Origin of the sequence: Isoptericola aurantiacus, from assembly GCF_044769875.1 — a bacterium.
GTDB classification, from domain to species: domain Bacteria; phylum Actinomycetota; class Actinomycetes; order Actinomycetales; family Cellulomonadaceae; genus Isoptericola; species Isoptericola aurantiacus.
In genome coordinates this window covers 1251511-1277829 of record NZ_JBJBAE010000001.1, presented here as the reverse complement: position 1 = coordinate 1277829, position 26319 = coordinate 1251511, and the positions used below count along the sequence as shown (strand labels likewise).

Genomic DNA, 26319 nt, shown 5'->3' with positions numbered 1-26319 from the left:
GGTTCAGCCGCCGAAGAAGCCACCGAAGCGGGAGGCGTTCTGCCCCTCGGATCCCGGCACCATGCGCTCGGCGGGCGCGACGTCCTGCAGCTGCAGCTCGACGCGCTCGTCACCGAGCTCGGCCAGGAGGCGGTACCGGTCCTCGCGGCGCTGCTTCTGCTCGGCCGGGTCGGGCACCGGCGCCGCGGCCAGCAGGCGCTTGGTGTACTCCTCCTTCGGGTCGCGCAGCACCCGGTCACGGGTGCCGTGCTCCACGATCCGGCCGTTCTGCATCACCACCACGTGGTGAGCGAGCAGGTCGATCACGGCGAGGTCGTGGCTGACGAACAGGCACGCGAACCCGAAGTCGCGCTGCAGCGAGATGAACATCTCCAGCACCGCGGCCTGCACGGAGACGTCGAGCGCCGACGTCGGCTCGTCCGCCACCATCAGCTCCGGCTCCAGCGTCAGGGCCCGCGCGATGGAGACGCGCTGGCGCTGCCCGCCCGAGAGCTCGTGGGGGTAGCGGTTGTAGAACGCCCGCGGGAGCTCGACCGCGTCGAGCAGCTCCATGACCCGGCGCTCGCGGGACGTCGCGTCGCCGACCTGGTGGACCACGAGCGGCTCGCCGATGGCCTCGCCCACCGGGAAGCGGGGGTTGATCGAGGCCGCAGGATCCTGGAAGACGACGCCGATGCGGCGTCGCAGGGCCTTGAGCTCCTTCTTGCGCAGCGCGCCGAAGTCCTCGCCGAGGATGCGCACCGACCCGGAGACCGCGGGGATCAGGCCGAGCGCGCACTTGGCGATCGTCGACTTGCCGGAGCCGGACTCCCCCACCAGGCCCACGATCTCGCCCTGGCCGACCTGGAACGAGACATCGTCCACCGCGCGGAACGGCGGCTTGCCGAGCCGGTGGTACTCGATGACGAGGTTGTCCAGCTCGAGCGCCGGGGTGGTGGGGTCGGCGTGCTCGGCCTCGACCGCATGCACGACCGCGTCGTCACCCTGCCCCGCGCCCTCGCCGAGGTGCGGCACCGCGCTCAGCAGCTTCTTGGTGTACTCGTGCTGGGGGTTCGTCAGCACCTGCTGTGCCGTCCCCGACTCCACCAGGTCGCCCTGGAGCATCACGGCGACCCGGTCGGCCATGTCCGCGACCACGCCCATGTTGTGCGTGATGAGGAGGATGCCGGTGTCGAGCTTGTCCTTCAGCGACCGCAGCAGGTCGAGGATCTCGGCCTGCACCGTGACGTCGAGCGCTGTGGTCGGCTCGTCCGCGATGATCACCTTGGGGTCGCAGGAGATCGCCATCGCGATGATGACGCGCTGGCGCTGACCGCCCGAGAGCTCGTGCGGGTACTGCTTGAGCCGCCGCTCCGGCTCCGGGATGCCCACCATGCGCAGCAGCTCGGCCGCGCGGGCGGTGGCGAGCTTGCCGAAGGCGATCCCGTGCAGCTGGAGCGCCTCGGTGAGCTGGTCCCCGATGGTCAGCACCGGGTTGAGCGCCGTCATCGGCTCCTGGAACACCATGGCGATGTCGTTGCCGCGCATCTTGCGCAGCCCGGCCTGGTCGAGGTCGCCGACGATCTGGTCACCGACCCGGACCGTGCCGGAGACGCGGGCGTTGCCCGGCAGCAGCCCGAGCGCCGTCGTCGACGTCACGGACTTGCCCGAGCCGGACTCGCCCACCAGGGCGACGACCTCTCCCGGGTGGACCTCCAGCGAGACCCCCTTGACGGCGTGCACGTCACCGAACTCGGTGCCGAAGGTGACCTCGAGGTCGGTGAAGGACAGGACGGCGTCGCCCGGGCTGGTGGGCGAGGCCGACGAGGTGATGTCGAGGGTGGTCATCAGGCCTTGGTCCTGTTCTGGCGGGGGTCGAACGCGTCGCGCAGACCGTCGCCGATGAAGTTCACGCACAGGGCGATGGCGAGGATCATCAGGCCGGGCCACCAGAACAGCCACGGACGCGTGGTGAACGCCGTCTGGTAGTCGGAGATGAGCAGGCCCAGGGAGGTGTCCGGGGCCTGCACGCCGTAGCCGAGGTAGCTCAAGGACGTCTCCAGCAGGATCGCGCTGGAGATCGTCAGGGTGGCCGACACGATGATGGTGCCGATGGCGTTGGGCAGGATGTGCTTGGTGATGATGCGGCCGCTGCTCGTGCCGACCGCCGTGGCGGCCACGACGAAGTCGCGCTCGCGCAGCGACAGCATCTCGCCCCGCACCAGACGCGCCAGCCCGGTCCAGGTGACGATGCCCAGCATGATGGTCAGCCCCCAGATCCCCCAGGAGCTGGCCATCTTGCCGAGCACGGCCGCCAGCACCAGCAGCGGGATCACCAGCAGCAGGTCGGTCATGCGCATCAGGAGCGACTCGAGCCAGCCCCGGAAGTAGCCGGCGACGGCGCCGATCACCGTCCCGATGATCGTCGAGATCAGCCCGACGCCGACGGCGATGATCAGCGACTTCTGGGTGCCGAGCATCACGAGGGCGAAGTAGTCCTTGCCGATCGTGTCCTGCCCGAACGGGTGCTCCCACGTGGGTGCGCCGGTGCCGATCTTCTCGTACTGGGCGGTGGGGACCTTGTCCCACCAGCCCGGGATCGGTCCGAAGCCGATCGACGTGAAGGCGACGACGATGATCACGGCCAGCACGATCATCGAGATGATCGCGCCCTTGTGGCGGAAGAAGCGCATCCGCACGAGCTGGCCCTGGCTGTAGGACTTCTCCTCGGCCGGAGGCGTCTGCAGGTCAGTCATGGCTCGCTCCGCGGTTTCTGAAGGACGTGAGGATTCCGGTCATGGGTCTCACCGCCGGATCCGTGGGTCGAGGTAGGCGTAGGCGATGTCGGCGAGCATGTTCATCAGGATCGCCGCCGTGCCGGTCACGAGGAAGAACGCCATGACCGGGGCGGGATCGACCCGGTCGAGACCCTCGCGGAACATCGCGCCCATGCCCTTCCAGCCGAACACGTTCTCGGTGATGACCGCGCCGCCGATGAGGCCGGCGAAGTCGAACGCCACGATCGTGGTGATCGGGATCAGCGCGTTGCGGAACGCGTGCTTGGTCACCACGGCCCGCTCCGACAGGCCCTTGGACCGCGCGGTGCGCACGTAGTCCTGGTTCATCACCTCGAGCATCGAGGAGCGCGTGTACCGCGAGTACGACGCGACCGAGATGAGGGTCAGCACGATGGTCGGCAGGATCAGCTGCATCCCGGCGTCGAGCACCGACTCCCAGAAGTCGCCCGTGAAGTTCGGGGTCTCCGAACCGATCGTCGAGATCGGACGTGGTTTGAGGGCCAGGAAGCTCGTCCAGTTCGCCACCAGGATGTCGAACACGATCGCCAGAGAGGTGAGCACACCCGTGATCGCAGAGATGAGCATCGCCTGCTTGCGGGCGTACCCGCCCCAGGCGGCACCGATGCCGACCGAGACGAGCACCGCGAGCACGAACAGCCCGATGAGCACCCACCACGACGACGGCTCCAGCAGCGGACCCGCGAACACCAGGTAGCTGAGGGTCCCGACGACGGCGGTGGTCAGCGCGCCGTACAGCACCCTGCGGTTGCCGAGCCCGGCGACGATCGCGGTGACCAGCACCGCCGCGCCCAGGGAGGTCAGCAGCACCATGCCGAGGCCGAAGAACGGGTTGCGGTACCAGTCCAGGACGTTGAGCACCCACAGCACGACGGCGACGAAGGCGAAGGTCACCGCGCCGGTGCCCAGGATGCGGCGCCAGGAGCCCCCGACCACGGCGCCGACCACGACCCCGAGCACCAGGGCTATGCCGAGGATCATCGGTGGTTCCATGTCGCCGCTGGCTATCCAGTCGTTGAACCGGATCGCGCCGTACTCCTTGAGCAGGACGGCCGCCCAGAACACGGGGAGCGAGAAGAAGAGGAAGGCGAGGAACGTCACCGCGTAGTCGAACCCGGAGTACTGGCGGATGGCGGAGATGATGCCGGCGGCGACGCCGACCACGATGGCCAGCAGGGTGGCCGCGGTGACCAGGCGCAGGGTCGAGCCCGCTGCCTGCGTGGTCAGGTCGAGCACGTTGGCCCCGGTGACGCTGGTCCCGAGGTCGCAGTTGCCGGTGAAACAGCCCCCGACGCCCTGGAGCCAGTCCCAGTACCGGGAGACGTCCGACTCGTTGAGACCCATCAGGGCCTCGCGGGAGTCGATGAGCTGCTGCTTGTTCGGCGCGTTGCTCTCGCGCAGGTCCTTCAGGGGGTCACCGGAGTTGACGGTGAGGATGAACATGAGGAAGGACGCCGCCAGCAGCACGAGGGCCGAGATACCCAGGCGGCGAAGGATGAACTTGAGCACGAGGTGCCCCTTTACGGTCGGGCAGGCGTTCGGGGGCAGGGGGATCACCCCTGCCCCCGAACGCTCGCCTCTCAGGCGGTCAGGACGTCAGGACGCGCGAGCCCACTGCTCGGCGTTCCACACGATGCCCGACTGCGCAGCCGTGTCACGCACGTTCTCCAGGTCGGAGCTGTACGCACCGACACCGGGGTGAGCGAACAGCGGGATTCCGAACAGAGTGTCCCACAGCTGCTTCTCGATGATCTTCGTCTGCTCCAGGTGCACCGACTCGTCGACGGTCGAGGCCAGGGTGTCCCAGGCCTCGTCGACGGTCTCGTCGGAGTAGCCGCCGTAGTTCTGCGGGAACCCGGTCGCGTAGATGTTCTGACCCGAGGCGATCTGCCCGGAGCCGGCCCACGCGAACAGGGCGAGCTCGTAGTCGCCGTTGGGCAGGTCCTTGTCGAAGAACTCGGCCGAACCGGCGTCGACGATGTTGAAGCCGACCTGGTCGCACGAGGCCTTGATCGAGGCGACCTCGTCCGAACGGCGCGGGTTGGGCGCCGAGTAGCCGATGCGGACCTCGGTGCCCTCCTTCAGACCGGCCGCGGCGAACTTCTCCTTGGCCGTGTCGAGGTCGACCTCGTCGTAGCGGCCGTCGTAGGACGCGGAGGTGATGTCCTCGTAGCTGTCCTGGAAGGGGAAGACCTCACGCGCGTTCATGACAACGGCCGACTCGTCGATCGGCTTGATCAGGTCGTCGACGATCTTCTGGCGCGGCACGCAGTAGGCGAACGCCTCACGGGCCTCGAGGCTGTCGGCGAAGACACCGTTGTTGAAGTTGAAGTCGAGGTGCTCCCAGGTCAGGGTCTGACCGGTCGTCACCGTCACGGCGTCACCGAGCTGCTCGAGCTGGGCGACGGTGTCGACCGTGGCCTGCGGCTCGATGACGTCGAGGTCGCCGTTCTGCAGCGCCTGGACGTGGGTGTCGGCCGCCGCGAAGCGGAACGTCAGGTCCTGCGTCGCCGCCGGGGCGCCCCAGTAGTTCTCGTTGGCCGTGAGCGTGATGGACTGACCGGCGACCCAGCCGTCCTCCTTGAACATGTACGGACCGGACGACGGCACGAGCGCCGGGTCCGGCAGCTCGCCCGGGGTCTCCGAGAGCCAGCCGGTGTTCCAGAACTCGGCCGCGTCCTTCAGGACGCCCATGTCGAGGTCCTGGATGGCGGTGACGAGCTCGTCGGTGCTGATGCCGATCTGCTCGGCCAGCACGTGGGCCGGCAGCGGGGCACCGATCTGGATCTCCCAGTCGGCGTAGACGCGCTCGTAGTCGTACTGGAACGACTTGGCGTCGGCCGAGTCGGCCTGCGGGCCGTCCGGGACGTAGTCGCCGAGGGTCAGCCCGGAGACGCTGTTGAACAGCGGCTTCTCGGACGCGTCGTCGGTGACCTTGCCGTCGGTGGTGATCGCCTGGCTCGCCCAGTCCAGCAGGAAGTCGGCATAGGTGATCGGGGTGCCGTCGGACCAGGTGGCGTCGTCGGCGATCGTGTACTGGACCTGCAGCGGGTCCTCGGAGATGGCCTCGTAGGTGCCGAACGTCTCGTCGTGGCAGATGGTGCCGTCGACGCCGAAGTACCAGAAACCGCCCTGGATGCGCTCGGTCACCGCGCTGTTGTACGTGGAGTACGTCTCCGGCGTCAGGGTGTTGTAGCCGAGGAACTCGTCCTCGCCGACGGAGTACTTGACCTCACCCTCGGCGGTCTCGGTCGTGCCGGTGTCGACCTTGCACGGGTCGCTGATCTCCTCGACGGCGGCGGTCTCCTCCGCCATCGACTCCTCGGACTCGGGCTCGTCGTCCGAGGCCGGGCTGGAGCACGCCGAGAACAGCAGGGCGCCGGCGGCGACGGCCGCGACGGCTGCGCTTGCACGCCTGATCTTCACTGGATTCCTCCTCAGGGGAAGGGCCCCCGGTCGGTTCCGCCGGGCTCCCAGGTCGTGGTCGGCCGGCATCACCACAGGGGGTCCGTGGTGTTCGCCACACCGTACCCAGCGCGCCGCGGTACAAATTGCCGCAGCGGGCCGTTCGAGATTGATTGTTACCGATCTGAGACTGGTCAGAAGCACGATATGCGATTGAGCCGGTTGAACCGAAACTCCGGAGAAACATCGCATTCCGGTTCCATCACACGCGTGTCCTATGACGATGTTATGGAACATTCTTTGGAGAATGCGCGTCCGAGGCCGGTCGGCAAAGACATCGTCGTCGACCGACACCCTACGACGACCGGTCGGCACCCGCCGGGTGAACCTCGGGCCTAGACGTTGAAGCGGAACTCCACCACGTCGCCGTCGGCCATGACGTAGTCCTTGCCCTCGATGCGGGCCTTGCCCGCCGCCTTGACGGCGGCCACGGAACCGGCCTCCACCAGGTCCTCGAAGGAGATGACCTCCGCCTTGATGAAGCCGCGCTCGAAGTCGGTGTGGATGACGCCGGCCGCCTGCGGGGCGGTCCACCCCTTGCGGATCGTCCAGGCCCGCGCCTCCTTGGGCCCCGCCGTCAGGTAGGTCTGCATGCCCAGCGTGTCGAACCCGACCCGCGCGAGCTGGTCCAGGCCTGCTTCCTCCTGGCCGTTCTCGGCCAGCATCTCCGCGGCCTCCTCCGGTTCGAGCTCGACCAGCTCGGCCTCGAACTTGGCGTCCAGGAAGATCGCCTGGGCCGGGGCGACGAGCTCGCGCATGCGGTCCTGCATCGCGGTGTCGGCCAGTCCGGCGTCGTCGGTGTTGAAGACGTAGATGAACGGCTTGGCCGTCATGAGCTGCAGGGAGGCGATCTCGGCGAGGTCGAGACCTGCGGCGGCGGCCCCCTGGAAGAGGGTGGTGCCCGCCTCGAGGATCTCCTGGGCCTGCTTCGCGGCGGCGAGCAGGACCGGGTCGCCCTTCTTGATCTTGACCTCCTTCTCCATCCTCGGCAGCGCCTTCTCCAGCGTCTGCAGGTCGGCGAGGATGAGCTCGGTGGAGATCGTCTCGATGTCGCCCGCGGCGTCCTGCGAGCCCTCGACGCGGATCACGTCACCGTCGTCGAACGCGCGGGTGACCTGGCAGATCGCGTCGGCCTCGCGGATGTTCGCGAGGAACTTGTTGCCCAGCCCCTCCCCCTCGGAGGCGCCCTTGACGATGCCGGCGATGTCCACGAAGGACACCGTGGCCGGCAGGACCCGCTGGGAGTCGAAGATCTCCGCGAGCGTGCCGAGGCGCTCGTCCGGCAGGGGGACCACGCCGACGTTCGGCTCGATCGTGGCGAACGGGTAGTTCGCCGCGAGCACGCTGTTGCGGGTCAGTGCGTTGAAGAGCGTGGACTTGCCGACGTTGGGCAGCCCGACGATGCCGATAGTGAGAGCCACGTCGGCCGAGTCTACGCGTCGACCTCGGTCTGCCGGTGCCAGGACTCCGTGACGTACTTGGTGGTCCACCCCAGGTGCTCGTACAGCGACTCCGCCCCGGTCGGGCTGTCGGCGTCGACCTCCAGGCCCACCCGGTTGCGGCCACGGTCCGCCGCGTCCGCGATCACGGCGTGCAGCAGCGCGGTGGCGACGCCGCGGCCGCGCGCCTCGGCCAGGGCGCCGATGTAGTCGATGTACGTGCCCTCGACCCCGTCGGCGTCGGCGGGCAGCTGGGAACCCACCAGCGCCCCGGCCGGCACCGGGTCGGCGTCCGGGTCCTCGGGGTCGTCGGCGCAGGCCAGCCACCAGTGGTCCCAGCGGTGCCCGGGGTCCTCGCGCAACCGCTGCACGAACTCCGTGAAGTACTCCTGGTAGGAGTTGAAGTGGTCGGTGAACGCCGTCTCGAGGACCTGGTGGACCGCGGTGAGGTCCTCGGCCACGGGCAGGCCGTTGTCGTGCTGGGCCACCCGGCGCACGGTCACGCCGTCCTTCGGTGCGGGGAACACCCCCGGACCGGCGTCCGCCGGCGTCACCGGACGGGACATCTGCCACCAGGTGCGCGCCCGGGAGAACCCGGCCTGCGCCAACCAGCCGCGCAGCGCGTCGTCGTCGGCGAACGCCCCCGCGTCGAGCTGCTGCGCGGTCACGCCGCGGACCCGCGCGAACTCGCGGCCCACCTCGGCCGCCCACTCGTAGCACCACGCGGCCACCTGGCCCTGCACGGCGTCGGCGAGCGTCCGGTCGATCTCGATCCCGATGACGGCACGGCCCGCGGCGCGGTCGTGGGCGTGGGCCCAGGCCCGCAGCACGCCGTCGTCGTCCCGGAGCGTGACGTGCCGTCGCGTCCACGACGCCGGTCCCGCGATCTCGTTCTCGACACCGGCCTCGTCGGGCCGGGAGGACCCGGTGTGCGGAGCCGCCTGGAGTGCTCGCAGCCCGGCCAGACGGGGGACGTCGGCAAGGTCGGGAACCACCGCCGTCCAACCGTCGGGCAGGTTCAGGTTCGGACGATCGATCGTGGGATTCACGCCCTCATTCTGTCAGGTCCGACCGACACGCCCGGGTGCGTGGACCGTCACGCGAAGGCTGTGACCTGCGACAACAGCTCCGGCATCCGGCGCTCGTAGACCCGGGCGCCCCACCTCGTCCCGACCACGAGCGCCACGGCGGCGGTCAGCAGCCCGACGCCCAGGGTGATCGCCCCGAGCAGCGGGCTCGGCACCAGGATCGCGGGGAGACCGACGGCGAGCGTCGGGACCATGAGCGCCAGGATGACGCCGAACGAGGCCATCTGCGCCACGAAGGCCGCCATCTGCGCGCCCTGCGGGGACTTGAACGCGCTCTCCCCCGGCTTCGGGACGGGATACACCAGCCGCGCCGAGGCCACGCTCGACGTACCGAGCCCGGCGCCCAGCACCCCGAGGGACAGACCCAGCAGCGGCGGCAGGGCGTCCCATCGTCCGGCCACGGCCACGGCGGCCAGCGTGAGCCCGACGACGAGCGGCACGCCGAGCACCAGGGCGGGGACCGTGCGGCCCCACCGGTCCGCACGCCCGGGGACGCCGACGGCCACGTGCAGCCAGAACGCGGTGTTGTCGTAACCGACATCGTTGGACAACGAGAAGCCGAGGACGAACGCGGCCACCGGCGCGGCCATCAGGAGCAGACCCCCACCCGCGCCGGAGGTCAGACCGAGGGCGACGACCACGAGCGGCAGCAGCGGGATCATGGCCAGCGACGCGGCATAGCGCGGGTCGCGCGTCCAGTAGGTGGCGCACCGGGCGACCACGGCACCGACCGGCGACGCCGGGACGCGCCCGAACCAGCCCAGGCCGGCGGCACGTCCGGCCTCGGCACCGCCCCGTGGCGAGACCAGTGCGCGCGCCAGGGCACGCGACCACACCCACGTGACCGCCACCGTCGTCACCGCGACGACGCCCGCACGGGCAGCGGCGAGGCCCCAGGCGCCGTCGTGCACCGCGCCCGCGAGCGCCCAGGGCGCACCGAAGGGCGTCCACCCGAGGACGACGGCCGCCTGGTCGAGGGCGGTGGACGCCGAGTCCGCGGACAGGGTCAGGGTGAGCCCGCCCTCCCCCGCGGCCGTGCTCGACATCCAGGAGAAGAACGGACCGACGCCCAGGATCGGGACGATCGCCACGATCATGAGGACCTCGCGGTAGCGCCGTGACTCCAGCAGCGGGGCGAGCAGCGTCGTCGTCGCCCGCGCGCCGAGGAGGCAGAGGGCGACGCCGGCGATCGCCCCGACGAGCGCTGCCAGGAGCGCGACCGGGTCCGAGACCCACGCGAACGACGCGCCCAGCGCTGCCAGGAGGGTGACGACCGCCGGGACGGACACGACCGCGGCAGCGGCGAGCCCCGCGAGCAGGCGGCGGTGCGGGATCCCGAACGGCACGAACCGCAGCGGGTCGAGCGTGGAGTCGAGCCCGTAGGCGAACAGCGGCACCACCCACCAGCCGAGCACGACGACGGCGCCCCCCACGGTCAGCACGCGGCCCGTCAACGCCGGGTCGGCCTGCCCGCCGACCACCGCACCGACGACCAGCACGCCGACCACCCCCAGGCCGTACAGGGTCGCGACCGCCAGCCCGATGGTCTGCCAGACGCTGCGCCGCAAGGTGTTGCCGAGCAGCGTCAGCTTGAGTCGGACGAAGTGCGCAACCACTCCAGACCTCCCGCCTCGCGACGTCCACCGACCAGCTCGACGAACCGGTCCTCCAGGCTCTGCGGGCCGCGGACGGCGTCGACGGTGCCGACGTCGAGCACGTGGCCACCCGCGATGATCGCCACGTGCGAGCACATGCGCTGCACCAGGTCCATCACGTGGCTGGAGACGACGACGGTGCCGCCGTCCGCCACGTAGCGGTCCAGGATGCCCCGGATGTTGGCGGCGCTGACCGGGTCGACGGCCTCGAAGGGCTCGTCGAGCACCAGCACGCGCGGCGCGTGGATCATCGCGCTCGCCAGGGCGATCTTCTTGGTCATGCCGGCCGAGTAGTCCACGACGACGGTGTCGCGGTCGTCGAGCAGGTCCATGGCGGCCAGCAGGTCCTGGGTGCGTGCGGTCACCGTCTGCCGGTCCAGCCCGCGCAGCAGGCCGGCGTAGGTCAGGAGCTGGGCGCCCGTGAGGCGGTCGAAGAGCCGCAGCCCGTCCGGCAGGATGCCGAGGCGCGCCTTGGCCTCGTCCGGCCGCGCCCACAGGTCGGTGCCGTGCACGTGGGCGCTGCCGAAGTCGGGCCGCAGGAGGCCGGTCGCCATGGACAGCGTCGTCGTCTTGCCGGCGCCGTTGGGGCCCACCAGCCCGAAGAGCGACCCGCTCGGGACGTCGAGATCGACGCCGGACACCGCGATCTTCTCCCCGAACCGCTTCCACAGACCACGCAGGCTGAGCGCGGCGGCGAGGTCCGGCGGCTGTCCGGCGGGCTGTCCGACGGGCCGGTCGGGAGGGGGCGACTGAGGTGGCGGCGAGGTCACGGACTCACCGTATCGGGCCCTGATCGGCCCGGGAGCGGGGCGTCGGCGCGGCCGTGTCGGTGCCGCGTGGCAACCTGACCGGCATGGAGACGACGACCGCACTGCTGGTGGCTGCCGGGACTCTCGCCGTGGGTGTCCTGGTCGGATGGCTGTGGCACGCGCTGCGCGCCTCGACGCGGGGCCGGTCCGCAGAGATGGAGTCCGTGCGCCTGCACGCCGAGCTGGACACCGCGCGGCGGGAGGCGGCGTCCCTGCACGAGCAGCTGGAGTCCGCGCGCGCCGACGGCGAGCGGCGGCTGGCCCAGGCCGCGCAGGAGTCGGAGCGGCGCCTGGAGCAGGTGCGGGCGGACGCGGAGCGCCAGGTCGCCGAGGTCAAGGGCGACCAGGAGCGAGCGGCGCAGCAGTTCCGGTCCCTGGCCGGGGAGGTGCTGTCGTCCAGCAACAAGGAGTTCCTGGCCCTGGCCGAGCAGCGGCTGCGGGCCAGCACGGTCAAGAACGACGAGACGCTCGCCCAGCGGGAGCAGTCGTTCCGCGCCCTGCTCGACCCGCTGAGCAAGACGATGGAGAAGGTCAACCTCCGCGTCGACGAGGCCGAGCGGGCACGGACCCGCGGACAGAGCACCCTGACCGAGCAGCTGCGTCACCTCGAGGCGGTCAACAGCGAGCTGCGCACCGGGACGAACGACCTGGTGGCCGCCCTGCGTTCCAACCAGACCCGCGGCATGTGGGGCGAGCTGCAGCTCAAGCGGGTGGTCGAGGCGGCCGGGATGCTGGACCACGTGGACTTCGACGTCCAGGTGCACGTCCGCAACGCCGAGGGTGAGGCCCTGATCCCCGACCTCGTGGTGAACCTGGCGGGCGGCAAGAACGTCGTGGTCGACTCGAAGGTGCCGCTGAGCGCCTACCTCAAGGCCCAGTCCGTCACCGACCGGGCGGAGGTCGACCGCCAGCTCGACGCCCACGCGCGCGACGTGCTCAAGCACGTGGAGGTGCTCGCGGGCAAGGCCTACTGGTCGCAGTTCGACGCCGCGCCGGAGTTCGTCGTGCTGTTCGTGCCCGCCGAGCCGATCCTCGCCGCGGCCGTCGAGCGCAAGCCGGACCTGCTGGAGGTCGCGGCACGCAAGAACGTGCTCGTCGCGACGCCGATGACGCTCATCGCGATGCTGCGCACGGTGGGCTACGCCTGGCAGCAGGAGGCGATCGCCGAGGACGCGCAGAAGGTGCTGCAGGTGGGCAAGGAGCTCTACAGCCGCATCGTGACGATGACCGACAAGGTCACGAAGCTGGGCCAGTCGATGACGACCGCGACCAAGCGGTACAACGAGTTCGTCGGATCGCTGGAGACCCGCGTGCTCCCGCAGGCGCGACGCATGATCGAGCTCAAGGTCGTGGACACGAACAACGCGATCGAGCCCCTCAAGGTCGTCGAGGAGACCACCCGGCCGATCACGAAGGCCGAGCTGCTCGCCGCGGACGAGGGCGGGATCGTCGCCATCGACACCATCGCCGTGGACGGGCCCCGCGACGACGTCGACGAGCTGGTCGAGTCGGACCGCCGCGCGGTCGAGCGCGCCGCAGCGGAGCGGGACGGTCGAGGGGACTCCGCGAGCAGCAGCGCCGCCGGCTGAGCCCGGACCGCGGCACGACCCGCAGGTCGCGCGCCGGACGGCCCGGGCGGCCCGGGGAGCAGGCCGACCCCGCGGAGCGGGCGGTCGACCGTCCGCCCGGCCCGTCGACCGACGGGTCAGGCGGGCTGGATCGGCAGCTGTCGCGCCTCGCGCGGGGGACGCAGCTCGCGCGGCAGCGAGAAGACGAGGTCCTCGGTCGCGGTGCGCACCTCCTCGGCCTCGCCGTAGCCGCGGTCGGCGAGCAGGCGCAGCACGTCGTCGACGAGGATCTCGGGCACCGAGGCGCCCGAGGTGACACCCACGGTGGTCACGCCGTCGAACCAGGACTCGTCGATCTCCGCGGCGCGGTCCACGCGGTACGACGTACGCGCACCGGCCTGCAGGGCGACCTCGACGAGGCGGACGGAGTTCGAGGAGTTCGCCGACCCGACGACGATCACGAGGTCGCACTCCGGGGCCAGCTTCTTCACCGCGACCTGCCGGTTCTGCGTGGCGTAGCAGATGTCGTCGCTGGGCGGGTCGGCCAGGTGCGGAAACCGCTCGCGCAGGCGGCGCACCGTCTCCATCGTCTCGTCGACGGACAGGGTGGTCTGCGACAGCCACACCACGTTCTCGGGATCGGGGACCTCGACCCGGTCGGCCTCCTCCGGGGAGTTCACGACGATGGTGTGCTCCGGCGCCTCGCCCGCGGTGCCCTCGACCTCCTCGTGGCCGTCGTGCCCGATGAGCAGGATAGTGCGGTCCGCCTTCGCGAAGCGCACCGCCTCCTTGTGGACCTTCGTGACCAGGGGGCAGGTCGCGTCGATGGTCTCGAGGTCCCGGGACGCCGCAGACTCCCGGACGGCCGGCGAGACGCCGTGCGCGGAGAACACGAGGCGGGCACCGCGCGGCACCTCGTCCGCCTCCTCGACGAACACGGCCCCGCGCTCGCGGAGCGTCTCCACCACGTGCTTGTTGTGCACGATCTCCTTGCGCACGTACACGGGCGCGCCGTAGTTCTCCAGGGCCTTCTCCACGGCGATCACGGCGCGGTCGACGCCGGCGCAGTAGCCGCGCGGCGCGGCGAGCAGCACACGCTTGGTCGAGGAGCGGACGGGGGCCGGGGCGGTCGCAGTCACCGGTCCAGTCTAGGAGGCCGGTGTGGAGGGCCGGTGACGGCCGTGTGGGCGGCGTACGGCATGCTGGGCCGGGTGATCGACCCCAGCCCGACCCCGGACGCCCCGCAGCCGCTGCCCGAGCGCGCCGCGGAGACCACCGCGGAGCGACCGTGGCCCGTGCGGCTGTTGTCGACGAAGATCCGCGACTACGTGGCCCGCATGTCACCGGTGTGGGTCGAGGGCCAGATCGTCGAGCACACCTACCGCGGCGGGTCCGGCATGCAGTTCGTGACCCTGCGCGACACGGACGTCGAGGCGTCGCTGCCGGTGAACATGCTGACCCGTGCCTACGACGGCCTGGCCGCGAAGCCCCAGGTGGGCGACCACGTCGTGGTGCAGGCCAAGCCGGAGTTCTGGGTCAAGGCCGGCCGGATGTCCCTGCGCGCCTCGGACATCAGGCAGGTCGGGGTGGGCGAGCTGCTCGCCCGCATCGAGCAGCTGCGCCGGGTGCTGGCCGCCGAGGGCCTGTTCGACGCCGACCGCAAGCGCCCGCTGCCGTTCCTGCCGTCCGTCGTCGGGCTGGTCTGCGGCCGCGAGTCCAAGGCCGAGCACGACGTCGTCGTCAACGCCCGGGCCCGCTGGCCCCAGGTCCGGTTCGAGATCCGCGAGGTCGCCGTGCAGGGCGTGGACGCGGTCCGCGAGGTCTGCGCGGCGATCACCGAGCTGGACGCCCGCCCCGACGTCGACGTCCTGGTGGTGGCGCGGGGCGGCGGCTCGGTGGAGGACCTCCTGCCGTTCAGCAACGAGGCGCTGGTCCGCACCGCGGCCGCGTGCACCACGCCGTTGGTCAGCGCGATCGGTCACGAGACCGACACTCCGCTGGTGGAGCTCGTGGCGGACTACCGGGCCTCCACACCGACCGACGCCGCGCGCCGGATCGTGCCCGACGTCGCCGAGGAGCGTCAGCGGGTCACGCAGGCCCGGCGGCAGATCCGGAGCGCCGTGGCCGGAATGCTGTCGCGCGAGCAGCACGGCCTGGACTCGGTGCGGTCCCGGCCGGTGCTCGCGCGTCCGCTCACCATGGTCGAGGCGCGCCAGGACGACGTCACGCAACGGCTGCGCCACGCCCGCCACTGCCTCGACGCCGCCCTGCTCACCGCGTCCGGGCAGGTCGGCAGGCTCGCGGCGCAGGTGCGCGCGCTGTCACCGGCCTCCACCCTCGAACGCGGCTACGCCGTCGTGCAGCAGGCGGACGGCGCCGTGGTGCGCAGGTCCGACGACGTCGCCGCGGGCGACGCCGTGCACGTCCGGCTGGCTGCCGGCTCCCTGGACGCCCAGGTCACGGCGACCACCCCCTGACCGGTCGGAGCACGGCCGCGGTGCGACTCAGCGTGTGCGCGCCACCCGGCCCTCGTCCCAGACGGGCTCCGGCGTCTCCCGCACGGTCCCGTCCTGGCCGAAGACCAGGAACCGGTCGAAGCCGCGGGCGAACCACCGGTCGTGCGTCACGGCGAGCACCGTGCCCTCGAACGACTCGAGGCCGTCCTGCAGCGCCTCCGCGCTCTCGAGGTCGAGGTTGTCCGTGGGCTCGTCGAGCAGCAGCGCCGTGCAGCCGGAGATCTCCAGCAGCAGCACCTGGAAGCGCGCCTGCTGGCCGCCCGACAGCCGGTCGAAGGGGCGCTCGGCGGCCTGCTGGAGCTCGTAGCGGCGCAGCACCGACATCGCCGCGCTGCGGTCCTTGGCGTGGTCGGCCCAGAGGATGTCGAGCAGGGTCCGGCCCACCAGCTCCGGGTGGGCGTGGGTCTGGGCGAAGTGCCCCACCACGACGCGCGCGCCCAGGCGCGCCTCCCCGGTGTGCGCGACGTCCTGCCCGGCGAGCAGCCGCAGGAAGTGCGACTTGCCGGACCCGTTGGAGCCGAGCACCGCGACACGCTCGCCGTAGAACACCTCCAGATCGAACGGCTTCATCAGGCCGGTGAGCTCCAGCTGCTCGCACGTGATCGCGCGGGTGCCGGTGCGACCGCCGCGCAGCCGCATGGTGATGTCCTGCTCGCGGGGCGGCTCCGGCGGCGGGCCCGCCTCCTCGTACTTGCGCAGGCGGGTCTGCGCAGCCCGGTACCGCGACGCCATGTCGGGGCTGCTCGCGGCCTGCGCCCGCAGGGTGAGGACGAGCTTCTTGAGCTGGGCGTGCTTCTCGTCCCACCGACGACGCAGCTCCTCGAACCGGGCGAACCGCTCGCGCCGGGCCTCGTGGAAGGTGGCGAAGCCGCCGCCGTGCACCCAGGCGTCCGAGCCCGCGGGCCCGGGTTCGAGCGCGACGATCCGGTCGGCCGACCGGGCGAGCAGCTCGCGGTCGTGGGACACGAACAGCACCGTCTTGCGGGTGGCACCCAGCTGCTCCTCGAGCCAGCGCTTGCCCGGGACGTCCAGGTAGTTGTCCGGCTCGTCCAGCAGCAGCACCTCGTCCGGACCGCGCAGGAGGGCCTCGAGGACCAGCCGCTTCTGCTCGCCGCCGGAGAGCGTGCGCACCTCGCGCCCCTGCGCGTCCTCGAACGGCAGGCCGAGCGCCGCCGTCGTGCACACGTCCCAGAGCGTCTCGGCCTCGTAACCCTGGACCTCGGCCCAGTCGGCGAGCGCCTGGGCGTACCGCATCTGGACCGCGGTCGCGCCGGCGTCGTCGGCGCCGGCGTCGAGCGCCAGCACGGCGGCCTCGGCGTCCTCCACGGCCCGCGCGGCGTCACGGACCCGTGGCGGCGCCACGCCGGCGAGGAGCTGGCGCACGGTGGTCCCGTCGCGGACCGAGCCCACGAACTGCGGCATGACCCCGAGCCCGCCGCTGACGGCGACGCTCCCGGCGTCGGGCCGCAGCTCGCCCGTGACCAGCCGCAGGAGCGTCGTCTTGCCCGCGCCGTTGGGTCCCACCAGCGCCGTCACGCTGCCCTCCCCGACGCGGAACGAGACGTCGTCGAGCAGTGTGCGACCGTCCGGCAGCACGTGCTCGACGTGCGCCACCTCCAGATGACCCATGCGGGAGATGCTCCCCGACGTGTCCCCCGCCCGGCAACGGAAAACCTCGGCGGCCCGGAATACGTCCTGCCGGCGAGACGCCCCGGCGCGATGTCGGTGCGGTGCGGTTGACTGTCCCCGTGACCGACGCAGATCCCACCCCCGCTCCGGCCGACGTCCCCGACGTCGCGACGCTCAGCTACGAACAGGCCCGGGACGAGCTCGTCCAGGTCGTCTCCCGGCTGGAGGCCGGGGGCGAGCCCCTGGAGATGTCGCTCGCGCTGTGGGAACGCGGTGAGGCGCTCGCCGCACGGTGCCAGGACTGGCTCGACGGTGCCCGGGAGCGGCTGGCCGCGGCCCAGGCGGCCTCGAGCGCCGAGACCGAGGAGGACTGATGGCGCCGCACGTCCTCGCCGTGGGCGAGGCCCTCGTCGACGTGGTGCGCCGTCCGGACGGCTCGGTGTCGGAGCACCCCGGCGGCTCGCTGGCCAACGTCGCCCTGACCCTGGGGCGGCTGGGGCGCGACGCACGGCTGGCGACGTGGCTCGGGCGGGACGAGCGCGGGGACGCGGTGCGTTCCTGGCTGGCCGGCTCCCGGGTGACCGTGACGCCCGGCAGCGACGGCGCGGCCCGGACCTCGGTGGCGCAGGCGACCCTGGACGGCACCGGCGCGGCGACGTACGAGTTCGACCTGGAGTGGCGGGTGCCGGCCGGTGCCGGGGCGACGGCGGAGACGCTCGCCGTGCACACGGGCTCGATCGCGGCGGTGCTGGAGCCGGGGGCGGCGGACGTGCACGCCCTGGTGGAGGCGGCGCGCGCCACCTCCACGATCACGTACGACCCGAACGCGCGCCCGGTGCTGATGGGCGAGCCCGCCGACGCCCGCGTGCCGGTGGAGTCGTTGGTGCGCCTCGCGGACGTGGTGAAGGTCAGCGACGAGGACCTCGAGTGGCTGGCGTCGGGCACGGCGCCCCTGGACGTGGCCCGCTCGTGGGTGCACGATCTGGGCGCTGCGCTGGTGGTCGTGACGTTCGGCGGCGAGGGGGCGACGGCGGTGACGGCGGCGGGCGAGGTGCACGTGCCCTCGCGGCCGGTCACGGTGGTCGACACCGTCGGGGCGGGTGACTCGTTCATGGGGGCGCTGCTGGACGGGCTGTGGACGGCGGACCTGCTGGGTGCGGAACGGCGCGAGGCGCTGCGTACCATCGACCACGCCACCGTGGAGTCCCTGCTGACGCGTTGCGTCGCGGTCGCCGCGGTGACGGTGTCCCGGGCGGGTGCGAACCCGCCGTGGTCCGACGAGCTGGAGAACGCATGACCCCGACCGAGGCATGGGCCGCGCTGCGGTCCGGCAACGAACGATTCGTCCACGACGCGCCCGCAGAGCGGTCGCAGATGTCGGTGCGGCGCGCCGAGCTGACCGCCGCCCAGCACCCGCACACGGTGGTCTTCGGCTGCTCGGACTCCCGGGTGGCCGCGGAGATCGTGTTCGACCAGGGACTCGGCGACGTGTTCGTGGTCCGTACCGCCGGCCACGTGGTCGACACGACGGTGCTCGGCTCGATCGAGTTCGGCGTCGAGGTCCTCGGCACGCCGCTCGTGGTGGTGCTGGGCCACGACTCCTGCGGCGCGGTCAAGGCGACGGCGCACACGTTGCGGACGGGCGAGCAGCCGCCGGGGTTCGTCCGGTCCGTGGTGGACAAGGTCATCCCGTCCATCGCCGAGCTGGCCGGACCCGAGGCGTCCGCCGCCGGGGCCGCCGAGGACGAGTCCGCCTACGCCGACCGGCTGCGCACCGCGCACGTGCGGCACACCGTGGCGACGCTGCGGGGGTACTCCCGGGCTCTCGACGCCGCGGTGGCCGAGGGTCGCGTGGCGATCGTCGGTGTCGAGTACGACCTCGCCGAGGGATCGGCCCGCCTGATCGAGGTGGCCGGCGACGTCGGCGAGGAACCGCTGCGCTGACGTCGCTGCCCCTGCGGTGCGCACGGTCCGCGGCCGCGGACCGTGCGCACCGCGTGACACCTCTCACACACGGACGACGGCGCGGGTGCGGCACGATAGAACCATGACTTCCGACACCGTGGCCGGCGGCGCAGGCGCGCCCGAGACCGAGTTCCGCATCGAGCACGACACGATGGGCGAGGTCCGCGTTCCCGCCCAGGCCCTGTACCGCGCCCAGACGCAGCGCGCGGTCGAGAACTTCCCGATCTCGGGCACCACGCTGGAGCGCGGGCACATCGAGGCGCTGGCCCGGGTGAAGAAGGCCGCCGCCCTGGCCAACGCCGAGCTCGGCGTGCTGGACCGGGGCGTCGCGGACGCCATCGCGGCGGCCGCGGACCGCGTCGCGTCGGGCGAGCTCGACGGGCACTTCCCCGTCGACGTCTACCAGACGGGCTCGGGCACGTCGTCGAACATGAACACCAACGAGGTGCTGGCCACCCTGGCCACGCAGACGCTGGGCAGCGACGTGCACCCGAACGACCACGTCAATGCCTCGCAGTCCTCGAACGACGTCTTCCCCACCTCGGTGCACGTCGCCGCCACCGCCGGCGTCGTGCGCGACCTGGTCCCCGCCCTGCAGCACCTCGCCGCCTCGCTGTCCGCGAAGGCGGAGGAGTTCGCCGGCGTCGTGAAGTCCGGCCGCACGCACCTGATGGACGCCACGCCGGTGACGCTGGGCCAGGAGTTCGGCGGCTACGCGGCGGCGGTGCGCTACGGCGTCGAGCGCCTGGAGGCCGCGCTGCCCCGCGCCGCGGAGGTCCCGCTCGGCGGCACCGCGGTGGGCACCGGCATCAACACCCCGGCGGGCTTCCCCCAGCGGGTCATCGAGCTGCTGCGCGAGGACACGGGCCTGCCGCTGACCGAGGCGCGCGACCACTTCGAGGCGCAGTCGGCCCGCGACGGCCTGGTGGAGCTCTCGGGTGCCCTGCGCACGATCGCGGTGTCCCTGACGAAGATCTGCAACGACCTGCGCTGGATGGGCTCCGGCCCGAACACCGGCCTGGGCGAGATCGCGATCCCGGACCTGCAGCCCGGGTCGTCGATCATGCCGGGCAAGGTGAACCCGGTGATCCCCGAGGCCGTGCTCATGGTGGCCGCACGCGTGGTCGGCAACGACGCGACGGTCGCCTGGGCGGGCGCGACGGGCACGTTCGAGCTCAACGTCCAGATCCCGGTCATCGCCCAGGGCGTGCTCGAGTCGGTCCGCCTGCTGTCGAACGCCTCCCGCGTCCTGGCGGACAAGACGGTCGACGGCCTGACGGCGAACGTGGAGCGGGCCCGGGCGTTCGCGGAGTCCTCGCCGTCCATCGTCACGCCGCTGAACCGCGTCATCGGCTACGAGGCCGCCGCGAAGGTCGCGAAGAAGGCCGTGGCCGAGGGCATCACCGTCCGCGAGGCCGTGGTGGCGCTCGGGTTCGTCGAGCGCGGCGAGGTCACCGAGACCCAGCTCGACGAGGCGCTCGACGTGCTGTCGATGACGCGTCCGCCCCGGGCCTGAGCACCACCACCGACCCGCCGGCACTCCACCAGCGCTCCGCCAGCACACCATCGCGCTCCGCCGGCGCTCGACCGCGGCCGCCGGCGTTGTGGGTATGAAAATGACGTCCCGCCACCAATGGAGGGACGTCATTTTCATACCCACAACGACGATGGTGTCTCAGAGGGCGGATGGGACCTTTGGTAAGCCTTACCTCACCTGCTAGGGTCGCAGCACGCGGGAGGCGCGCCGCCGAGTGCGCGGGGCTGGGGGGTTCCACCTGGGACGGCGCGCCTCCCCCGGAGCAGAGACCTCAGTAGTCGCGGGGGTCCAGCCCGCGCAGCACGACGGCGAGCAGCCGGCCCAGCTCCGCCCGCTCGGCCGCGGACAGGTCGGCCGTCGCCGCCCGTTCGCGCTCCACCTGCCGCGGGAAGACGTCGTCCACCAGGTCCTCCCCCGCCGGCGTCAACGCGACCACGACACCCCGCCGGTCCCGCTCGGGCACCGCCCGCTCGACGAGGCCCGCACCCGCCAGCCGGTCCAGCCGCTTGGTGATGGAGGCGCCCGGAGATCCGGTCATCGTCGTGATCTCACCGGCGCGCAGGGGGCGCCCCGCACGCCGCAGCGCCGTGAGCACGTCCACCTCGGCCCGGCTGACCCCGGAGGCCGCCAGGTCGTCGGCCATCGCAGCCTCGAGCAGCGCCGCGATGCGCCGCACCCGCGCGCCGACGTCCGCCGGCGAGGTGTCGACGTCGGGCAGCACCTCGGCCCACTGCACCCGGACCCGGTCGATGTAGTCCACGGGGCCAGGATACGGGCGCGTGACGCAACTCATTCCATAGTGTTTTACCTGTGAACTATCATGGTGGCGATGACCTCTCCCGTGCTCACCACCGCCCGTGACGTCGCCGACCCTCGTCACCTGCGGGCCGCTCTGCGCCTCTCCCCCGCCGACGCCACCCTCGCCGCGGCACTGCGCTGCGGCACCGCCGTCGCGCTCGCCCTCGGGCTCGCCGCCGCGGTCGGCCGCACCGACCTGGCCGGGTTCGTCGCGCTCGGCGCCCTGGCCTCGCTGTACGGGCGCTTCGAGCCCTACCGGCGCCGCGCCGGCGTCGTCGCCCTGCTCGGCGGGGTGCTGACCGGCGCCGTCGTCCTCACCGCGGCCCTCACCGCCGCGGGGGCCGCCGACCTGGTCGTCCTGACCACCGTCGCCGGGGTCGCCGCCGCCGTGACCGCCCTGTGCGTGCTGATCCGCACCGGTCCGCCCGGCGCCACGATCGTCGTCTTCGCCGCGGCCGGCGGCATGGGCGGCCAGGTCGCCTGGGCCGACGTCGCCGAGCGCGGCCTCGCCTGCGCGGCCGGCGCCGCCGTCGCCTGGCTCGTCGTCATGAGCGGGTACCTGCTGCGCCCGACCGCGCCCGCGCGGCTCGCCGTGCGCCGGGCCGACGACGCCGCCCGGCGGGTCGGGCCCGGCACCGTGACCGACAGCAACGCACAAGGCACGACCGCAGAAGGCACCACCGCCGCCGACGTCGCGGCCGCGCGTGCCGCGATCCGCGCGGCCCGGGAGGTCCTGGCCGACGACGCCTCGCACGCCCGGACCCGGCCGGCGGCCCTGCGGCTCGCCGCCGAGCTCGCCACGATCGAGCGACGACTGCCCGCGCACGACCAGCCGTCGAGGACCGGCACGCCCGGCCCGGCGGGCGTCGAGCACTCCGGGTGGCCGGCCTCACCTGCCGCCGGGCTGCCGGCACGCACCCGGCTCGCCGACCGGGCACGCGCCACCTGGCCCGGGTTCGGCTGGCGCCTGGCGGGCGTGCGCGTGCTCGCCTCGGCCGTCGCCGCGGGCGCCGTCGCCGCCCTGTCCGGCGTCGGACACCCCGCCTGGGCCCAGATGGGGGCGACCGCCACCCTGCAGGGCACGACGGCGCACCACGCCGTGGTCCGCGCCCTGCAGCGCGCCGCGGGCACCGCCGTCGGCGCCCTGCTCGCCTGGCCCCTGCTCGCGGCGCACCTCGGGTTCGTCGCCACCTGCGTGGCCGTGGTGGCGCTGCAGGTCGTCACCGAGATCGTGGTCGGCCGGCACTACGGGCTCGCCATGCTCACCATCACGCCGATGGCGCTGCTCATGACGTCGCTCGCGGCCCCGGCCGACCCGACCGGCATGGCTCTGTCCCGCGCCGTGGACACGGTGGTCGGGGCCGCGTTCGGCGTCCTCGCCGTGGTGCTCGTGCACCCCCGGGTCAGATCTCGAGCGACTCCAGCATCTCGGTGACCAGGGCCGCCACGGGCGAACGCTCCGACCGGGTCAGGGTCACGTGGGCGAACAACGGGTGCCCCTTCATCGCCTCGATGACCGCCGCGACGCCGTCGTGCCGGCCGACGCGCAGGTTGTCCCGCTGGGCGACGTCGTGGGTGAGCACCACCTTGGAGCCCTGCCCGATCCGGGACAGCACCGTCAGCAGCACGTTGCGCTCGAGCGACTGGGCCTCGTCGACGATCACGAACGCGTCGTGCAACGAACGCCCGCGGATGTGGGTCAGCGGCAGCACCTCGAGCATCTCGCGGTCGATGACCTCCTCGACGACCTCGGGCGAGACCAGCGCGCCGAGGGTGTCGAAGACGGCCTGCGCCCACGGGTTCATCTTCTCGGACTCGCTGCCCGGCAGGTAGCCGAGCTCCTGGCCACCGACGGCGTACAGGGGCCGGAACACGATGATCTTGCGGTGCTGGCGACGCTCCAGGACGGCCTCCAGCCCGGCGCACAGCGCCAGCGCCGACTTGCCGGTGCCCGCCCGGCCGCCCATCGACAGGATGCCGATGTCCGGGTCGCAGAGCAGCTCGATCGCCACGCGCTGCTCGGCCGACCGGCCGTGCACCCCGAAGACGTCCTGGTCGCCGCGCACGAGCCGCACCTGCTTGTCCGCGGTGACGCGTCCGAGGGCGGAGCCGCCCGCGGAGTGGATCACCAGCCCCGTGTGGCACAGCAACGGGTCGGCCTCGGCGAGCACGGCGGGGTCGAGCTCGGCGAGCTCGACGGTCGACCCCTCGTAGAGCGACGCCATCTGGTCGTCGGTCATGGTGATCTCCCGCATGCCCGTCCAGCCGGAGTCCACCGCGAGCTCGTGGCGGTACTCCTCGGCCCGCAGGCCCACGGCCGAGGCCTTGACACGCATCGGCAGGTCCTTGGACACGACGGTCACGTCGAGCCCTTCGGCGGCGAAGTTCGCCGCGACCGACAGGATGCGCGTGTCGTTGTCCCCGAGCCGGAAGCCCGCGGGCAGCACCTGGGGGTCGGTGTGGTTCAGCTCGACCCGCAGCGTCCCGCCGTCGGTCCCGATCGGCACGGGCGCGTCCAGCCGGCCGTGCTGGATCCGCAGGTCGTCGAGCGTCCGCAGCGCGCTGCGGGCGAAGTACCCGAGCTCGGCGTGGTGGCGCTTGGCCTCGAGCTCGGTGACGACGACGACCGGGAGCACGACGTCGTGCTCGGCGAAGCGGTAGATCGCCCGGGGGTCGGACAGCAGGACGGACGTGTCGACGACGAACGTCCGGGTGTCGGTGCTGGGGTTCTCGGTGTGGGCCACGATGTGCTCCCTCGCGCAGAGCGAAACGGCGGGCGGGGCGGGCGACCGGTCGAACGCGCCGCCTCGTGCGCGAGGACCGGGGCCGGCCCTCCAGCACGGAGCGAGCACTCCATCGGTTGGCCTCCCGGGGACACCCTGGGTGGGTGTCCTGGTCGCCACGCTACGACCGCCGGACGGTGGCCGACGTCACAGCGGCGGCGCGTCGCGAAACCGTCATCCAGAGTTCACACCCGTGTGACCGACGCCGGTTGCGGGCACCATGGGGCCATGACGACGTACGTGGTGCTGCTGCGCGGGGTCAACGTCGGCGGGAACCGCCGGGTCTCCGCCGCCGACCTGCGGTCCGCGGCCGCCGACGCCGGCCTGCACGACGCGCGCACGTACGCCACGAGCGGCAACCTCGTCGCGACGTCGGGCACGACGAGCGACGGCGGCGAGGCGCAGGTAGCCCGGAAGGTCGCGGCCGCGCTGGGCGGGCTCGTCGGCGCCGACGTGCCCGCCGTGGCCCTGCCGGCCCAGCGGCTCGCCGCGCTGGTGGCCGCCAACCCCCTGCCCGGCCCGGCCACCGACGACCCCGCGCACCTGCAGCTCCACCTCGGTCCCGACCCGGTGGACGCCGACGGCGTGGCGCGCCTGGCCGCGACGCACGACGGCCCCGAGGTGCTCGCCACGGCCGAGGGCGCGCTCTACGTGCACTACGTCGCGGGCATCGGCCGCTCCCGGCTGACCGCGACCGCGATCGACCGGGCCGCCGGGACCTGGACGACGGCACGCAACTGGCGCACGACCCTGCGGCTGCTCGCGATGAGCCAGGACACGGCGTGACCGACGGTCCCCGCGGTGCACGGCCGGTAGGGTGGTGGCAAGGTGAGCCGGGAAGACTGGTCGGCGGCGCCGGCTGAGACGCCGGTCCCCGCTGCACGCCACCACCGGACAGGAGTCCCACCCTGAGCACCGACGTCACCCACCAGTCCTTCGGCGCCCGCCTGAACCACTTCCTCTCCAAGGAGACGACGGGCGGCGCCCTCCTCATCGGCGCGGCGGTGATCGCGCTGATCTTCGCCAACTCCCCCTGGCGCGACGCCTACACCACGCTCACCGAGACCGAGATCGGGCCCGAGTCCCTCCACCTGCACCTGAGCCTGGCGCAGTGGGCGGCCGACGGCCTGCTGGCCGTCTTCTTCTTCACGGTCGGGGTCGAGCTCAAGCACGAGTTCGTCGCCGGGTCGCTGCGCAGCCCCAAGCAGGCCGGCGTGCCGATGCTCGCCGCCGTCGGGGGCATGGCCCTGCCGGCGATCTTCTACACCGTCGTGGTCCTCACCCTGGGCGACTCGAGCGCCCTGCACGGGTGGGCGATCCCCACGGCCACGGACATCGCCTTCGCGCTCGCCGTGCTCGCCGTCTTCGGCAAGGGGCTGCCGGTCGCGATCCGCACCTTCCTGCTGACCCTCGCCGTCGTCGACGACCTGCTCGCGATCATCATCATCGCGGTCTTCTACACCGAGTCGATCAGCTTCCTGTGGCTGGGCGCCTCGCTGGTCGTGGTCGTCCTGTTCGGCTGGCACGCGCGCTCCCGGTCGCCGAAGTGGTGGATCCTCGTGCCGCTGTTCGCCGTCGCGTGGGCCATGATGCACGCCTCGGGCGTGCACGCCACGATCGCCGGCGTGCTGATGGGCTTCACCATCGCGGCGCGCCCGATCCACGGCGAGACCGAGACGCGCACCCACCACTACGAGCACGCGGTCAAGCCGTGGTCCCAGGGGCTCGCCCTGCCGCTGTTCGCCTTCTTCGCGGCCGGGGTGAACCTGGTCGACGGCGGCGGCCCCGCGGAGATCCTGGGCCAGCCGATCGTGCTCGCGATCGTCGGTGGGCTCGTCGTCGGCAAGCTGCTCGGCGTCCTCGGCACCACCTGGATCGTCACCCGGGTCACGCCCCTGCGGCTGCCCGCGGGGATCGGCGTGCGCGACCTGCTGCCCGTCGCCTTCCTGGCCGGCATCGGCTTCACCGTCTCGCTGCTCATCTCGGAGCTGTCGTTCGGCCACGACTCCGAGCACACGCTCGGTGCCAAGGCGGCGATCCTCATGGCCTCCGTGATCGCCGCCGTCCTCGGTGCCGGCACGCTGCGCTGGGACGTGCGCCAGGAGCGCGGACCGGACATGAACCGGGACGACCTGCCGGACGACGTCACGACCTTCATCGGCGACGAGGAGGACCGCAAGGAGCACTGAGCGGACCGCCCACGCCCCGGACGTCGTCCGGGTACCCGACGGCCGCCGACCTCGTGGGTCGGCGGCCGTCGCGCGTGGCAGGA

At 72.3% G+C, this 26319-nt stretch carries 21 protein-coding genes; 9 read left to right on the top strand and 12 right to left on the bottom strand.

The features are described from left to right. Positions 1-3: 3 nt before the first annotated feature. The 8 genes from ACIQLL_RS05745 to ACIQLL_RS05710 form a co-directional block, all read right to left on the bottom strand. Positions 4-1827 carry an ABC transporter ATP-binding protein gene (locus tag ACIQLL_RS05745; protein ID WP_402464231.1) on the bottom strand — a complete coding sequence of 608 codons (1824 nt, stop codon included), beginning with the start codon at positions 1825-1827 and terminating at the stop codon, positions 4-6. Then, positions 1827-2735 (bottom strand): ABC transporter permease, encoded by a 909-nt coding sequence (locus tag ACIQLL_RS05740; protein ID WP_402464229.1) that lies wholly within the window; start codon positions 2733-2735, stop codon positions 1827-1829. The genes ACIQLL_RS05745 and ACIQLL_RS05740 overlap by 1 nt, the downstream gene beginning before the upstream one ends. A gap of 48 nt (positions 2736-2783) precedes the next feature. Further along, positions 2784-4304, bottom strand: coding sequence for an ABC transporter permease (locus tag ACIQLL_RS05735; protein WP_402464227.1), 1521 nt, complete (start codon positions 4302-4304; stop codon positions 2784-2786). A gap of 87 nt (positions 4305-4391) precedes the next feature. Continuing rightward, complete coding sequence (locus ACIQLL_RS05730) at positions 4392-6221, bottom strand: ABC transporter substrate-binding protein (RefSeq protein WP_402464225.1); 1830 nt, start codon at positions 6219-6221, stop codon at positions 4392-4394. 374 nt (positions 6222-6595) lie between these two features. Continuing rightward, positions 6596-7681 carry a redox-regulated ATPase YchF gene (gene ychF / locus ACIQLL_RS05725; protein WP_402464223.1) on the bottom strand — a complete coding sequence of 362 codons (1086 nt, stop codon included), beginning with the start codon at positions 7679-7681 and terminating at the stop codon, positions 6596-6598. 11 nt (positions 7682-7692) lie between these two features. Further along, positions 7693-8748, bottom strand: a complete 1056-nt coding sequence (locus ACIQLL_RS05720) for a GNAT family N-acetyltransferase (RefSeq protein WP_402464221.1) — start codon at positions 8746-8748, stop codon at positions 7693-7695. A gap of 47 nt (positions 8749-8795) precedes the next feature. Then, positions 8796-10403 (bottom strand): hypothetical protein, encoded by a 1608-nt coding sequence (locus ACIQLL_RS05715; protein ID WP_402464219.1) that lies wholly within the window; start codon positions 10401-10403, stop codon positions 8796-8798. Next, complete coding sequence (locus ACIQLL_RS05710) at positions 10373-11212, bottom strand: ABC transporter ATP-binding protein (protein ID WP_402464218.1); 840 nt, start codon at positions 11210-11212, stop codon at positions 10373-10375. Before ACIQLL_RS05710 ends, ACIQLL_RS05715 begins: the two co-directional genes overlap by 31 nt. Positions 11213-11295: 83 nt before the next feature. Between ACIQLL_RS05710 and rmuC the strand changes: the two genes are divergently transcribed. After that, positions 11296-12840, top strand: a complete 1545-nt coding sequence (rmuC, locus tag ACIQLL_RS05705; RefSeq protein ID WP_402464216.1) for a DNA recombination protein RmuC — start codon at positions 11296-11298, stop codon at positions 12838-12840. 116 nt (positions 12841-12956) lie between these two features. Here rmuC and ACIQLL_RS05700 read toward each other — a convergent pair whose 3' ends face one another. Continuing rightward, positions 12957-13958: a 4-hydroxy-3-methylbut-2-enyl diphosphate reductase gene (locus ACIQLL_RS05700; protein WP_402464214.1), complete on the bottom strand. Its 1002-nt coding sequence runs from the start codon at positions 13956-13958 to the stop codon at positions 12957-12959. 60 nt (positions 13959-14018) lie between these two features. Here ACIQLL_RS05700 and xseA point away from each other — a divergent pair, with 60 nt between their 5' ends. Then, a complete protein-coding gene (xseA, locus tag ACIQLL_RS05695) occupies positions 14019-15296 on the top strand; it encodes an exodeoxyribonuclease VII large subunit (protein WP_402464634.1) in 1278 nt (425 codons plus the stop codon). A 27-nt stretch (positions 15297-15323) separates the two neighbouring features. Here xseA and ACIQLL_RS05690 read toward each other — a convergent pair whose 3' ends face one another. Continuing rightward, positions 15324-16964, bottom strand: a complete 1641-nt coding sequence (locus ACIQLL_RS05690) for an ABC-F family ATP-binding cassette domain-containing protein (RefSeq protein ID WP_402464212.1) — start codon at positions 16962-16964, stop codon at positions 15324-15326. Between the two features lie 119 nt (positions 16965-17083). Between ACIQLL_RS05690 and ACIQLL_RS05685 the strand changes: the two genes are divergently transcribed. The 4 genes from ACIQLL_RS05685 (at position 17084) to ACIQLL_RS05670 (ending at position 20445) form a co-directional block, all read left to right on the top strand. Then, positions 17084-17338 carry an exodeoxyribonuclease VII small subunit gene (locus ACIQLL_RS05685; protein WP_402464210.1) on the top strand — a complete coding sequence of 85 codons (255 nt, stop codon included), beginning with the start codon at positions 17084-17086 and terminating at the stop codon, positions 17336-17338. After that, complete coding sequence (locus ACIQLL_RS05680) at positions 17338-18261, top strand: carbohydrate kinase family protein (RefSeq protein WP_402464208.1); 924 nt, start codon at positions 17338-17340, stop codon at positions 18259-18261. The genes ACIQLL_RS05685 and ACIQLL_RS05680 overlap by 1 nt, the downstream gene beginning before the upstream one ends. Continuing rightward, positions 18258-18908, top strand: a complete 651-nt coding sequence (locus tag ACIQLL_RS05675; RefSeq protein ID WP_402464206.1) for a carbonic anhydrase — start codon at positions 18258-18260, stop codon at positions 18906-18908. The genes ACIQLL_RS05680 and ACIQLL_RS05675 overlap by 4 nt, the downstream gene beginning before the upstream one ends. Positions 18909-19011: 103 nt before the next feature. After that, a complete protein-coding gene (locus ACIQLL_RS05670; RefSeq protein ID WP_402464204.1) occupies positions 19012-20445 on the top strand; it encodes a class II fumarate hydratase in 1434 nt (477 codons plus the stop codon). 292 nt (positions 20446-20737) lie between these two features. Here the strand turns inward: ACIQLL_RS05670 and ACIQLL_RS05665 are convergent, their stop codons facing one another. Next, positions 20738-21226: a MarR family winged helix-turn-helix transcriptional regulator gene (locus ACIQLL_RS05665; protein ID WP_402464202.1), complete on the bottom strand. Its 489-nt coding sequence runs from the start codon at positions 21224-21226 to the stop codon at positions 20738-20740. A gap of 69 nt (positions 21227-21295) precedes the next feature. Here ACIQLL_RS05665 and ACIQLL_RS05660 point away from each other — a divergent pair, with 69 nt between their 5' ends. Further along, positions 21296-22699: an FUSC family protein gene (locus ACIQLL_RS05660; RefSeq protein WP_402464200.1), complete on the top strand. Its 1404-nt coding sequence runs from the start codon at positions 21296-21298 to the stop codon at positions 22697-22699. On the opposite strand, the gene ACIQLL_RS05655 is transcribed toward ACIQLL_RS05660, so the two are convergent. After that, positions 22668-24011: a PhoH family protein gene (locus ACIQLL_RS05655; RefSeq protein ID WP_402464632.1), complete on the bottom strand. Its 1344-nt coding sequence runs from the start codon at positions 24009-24011 to the stop codon at positions 22668-22670. The genes ACIQLL_RS05660 and ACIQLL_RS05655 overlap by 32 nt on opposite strands. Before the next feature lie 264 nt (positions 24012-24275). Here ACIQLL_RS05655 and ACIQLL_RS05650 point away from each other — a divergent pair, with 264 nt between their 5' ends. Next, the gene (locus ACIQLL_RS05650) at positions 24276-24833 is read left to right on the top strand and encodes a DUF1697 domain-containing protein (protein WP_402464198.1); all 558 of its coding nucleotides are present in this window, start codon (positions 24276-24278) and stop codon (positions 24831-24833) included. Between the two features lie 218 nt (positions 24834-25051). Continuing rightward, positions 25052-26236 carry a Na+/H+ antiporter NhaA gene (nhaA, locus tag ACIQLL_RS05645; protein WP_402464197.1) on the top strand — a complete coding sequence of 395 codons (1185 nt, stop codon included), beginning with the start codon at positions 25052-25054 and terminating at the stop codon, positions 26234-26236. Positions 26237-26319: the final 83 nt, after the last annotated feature.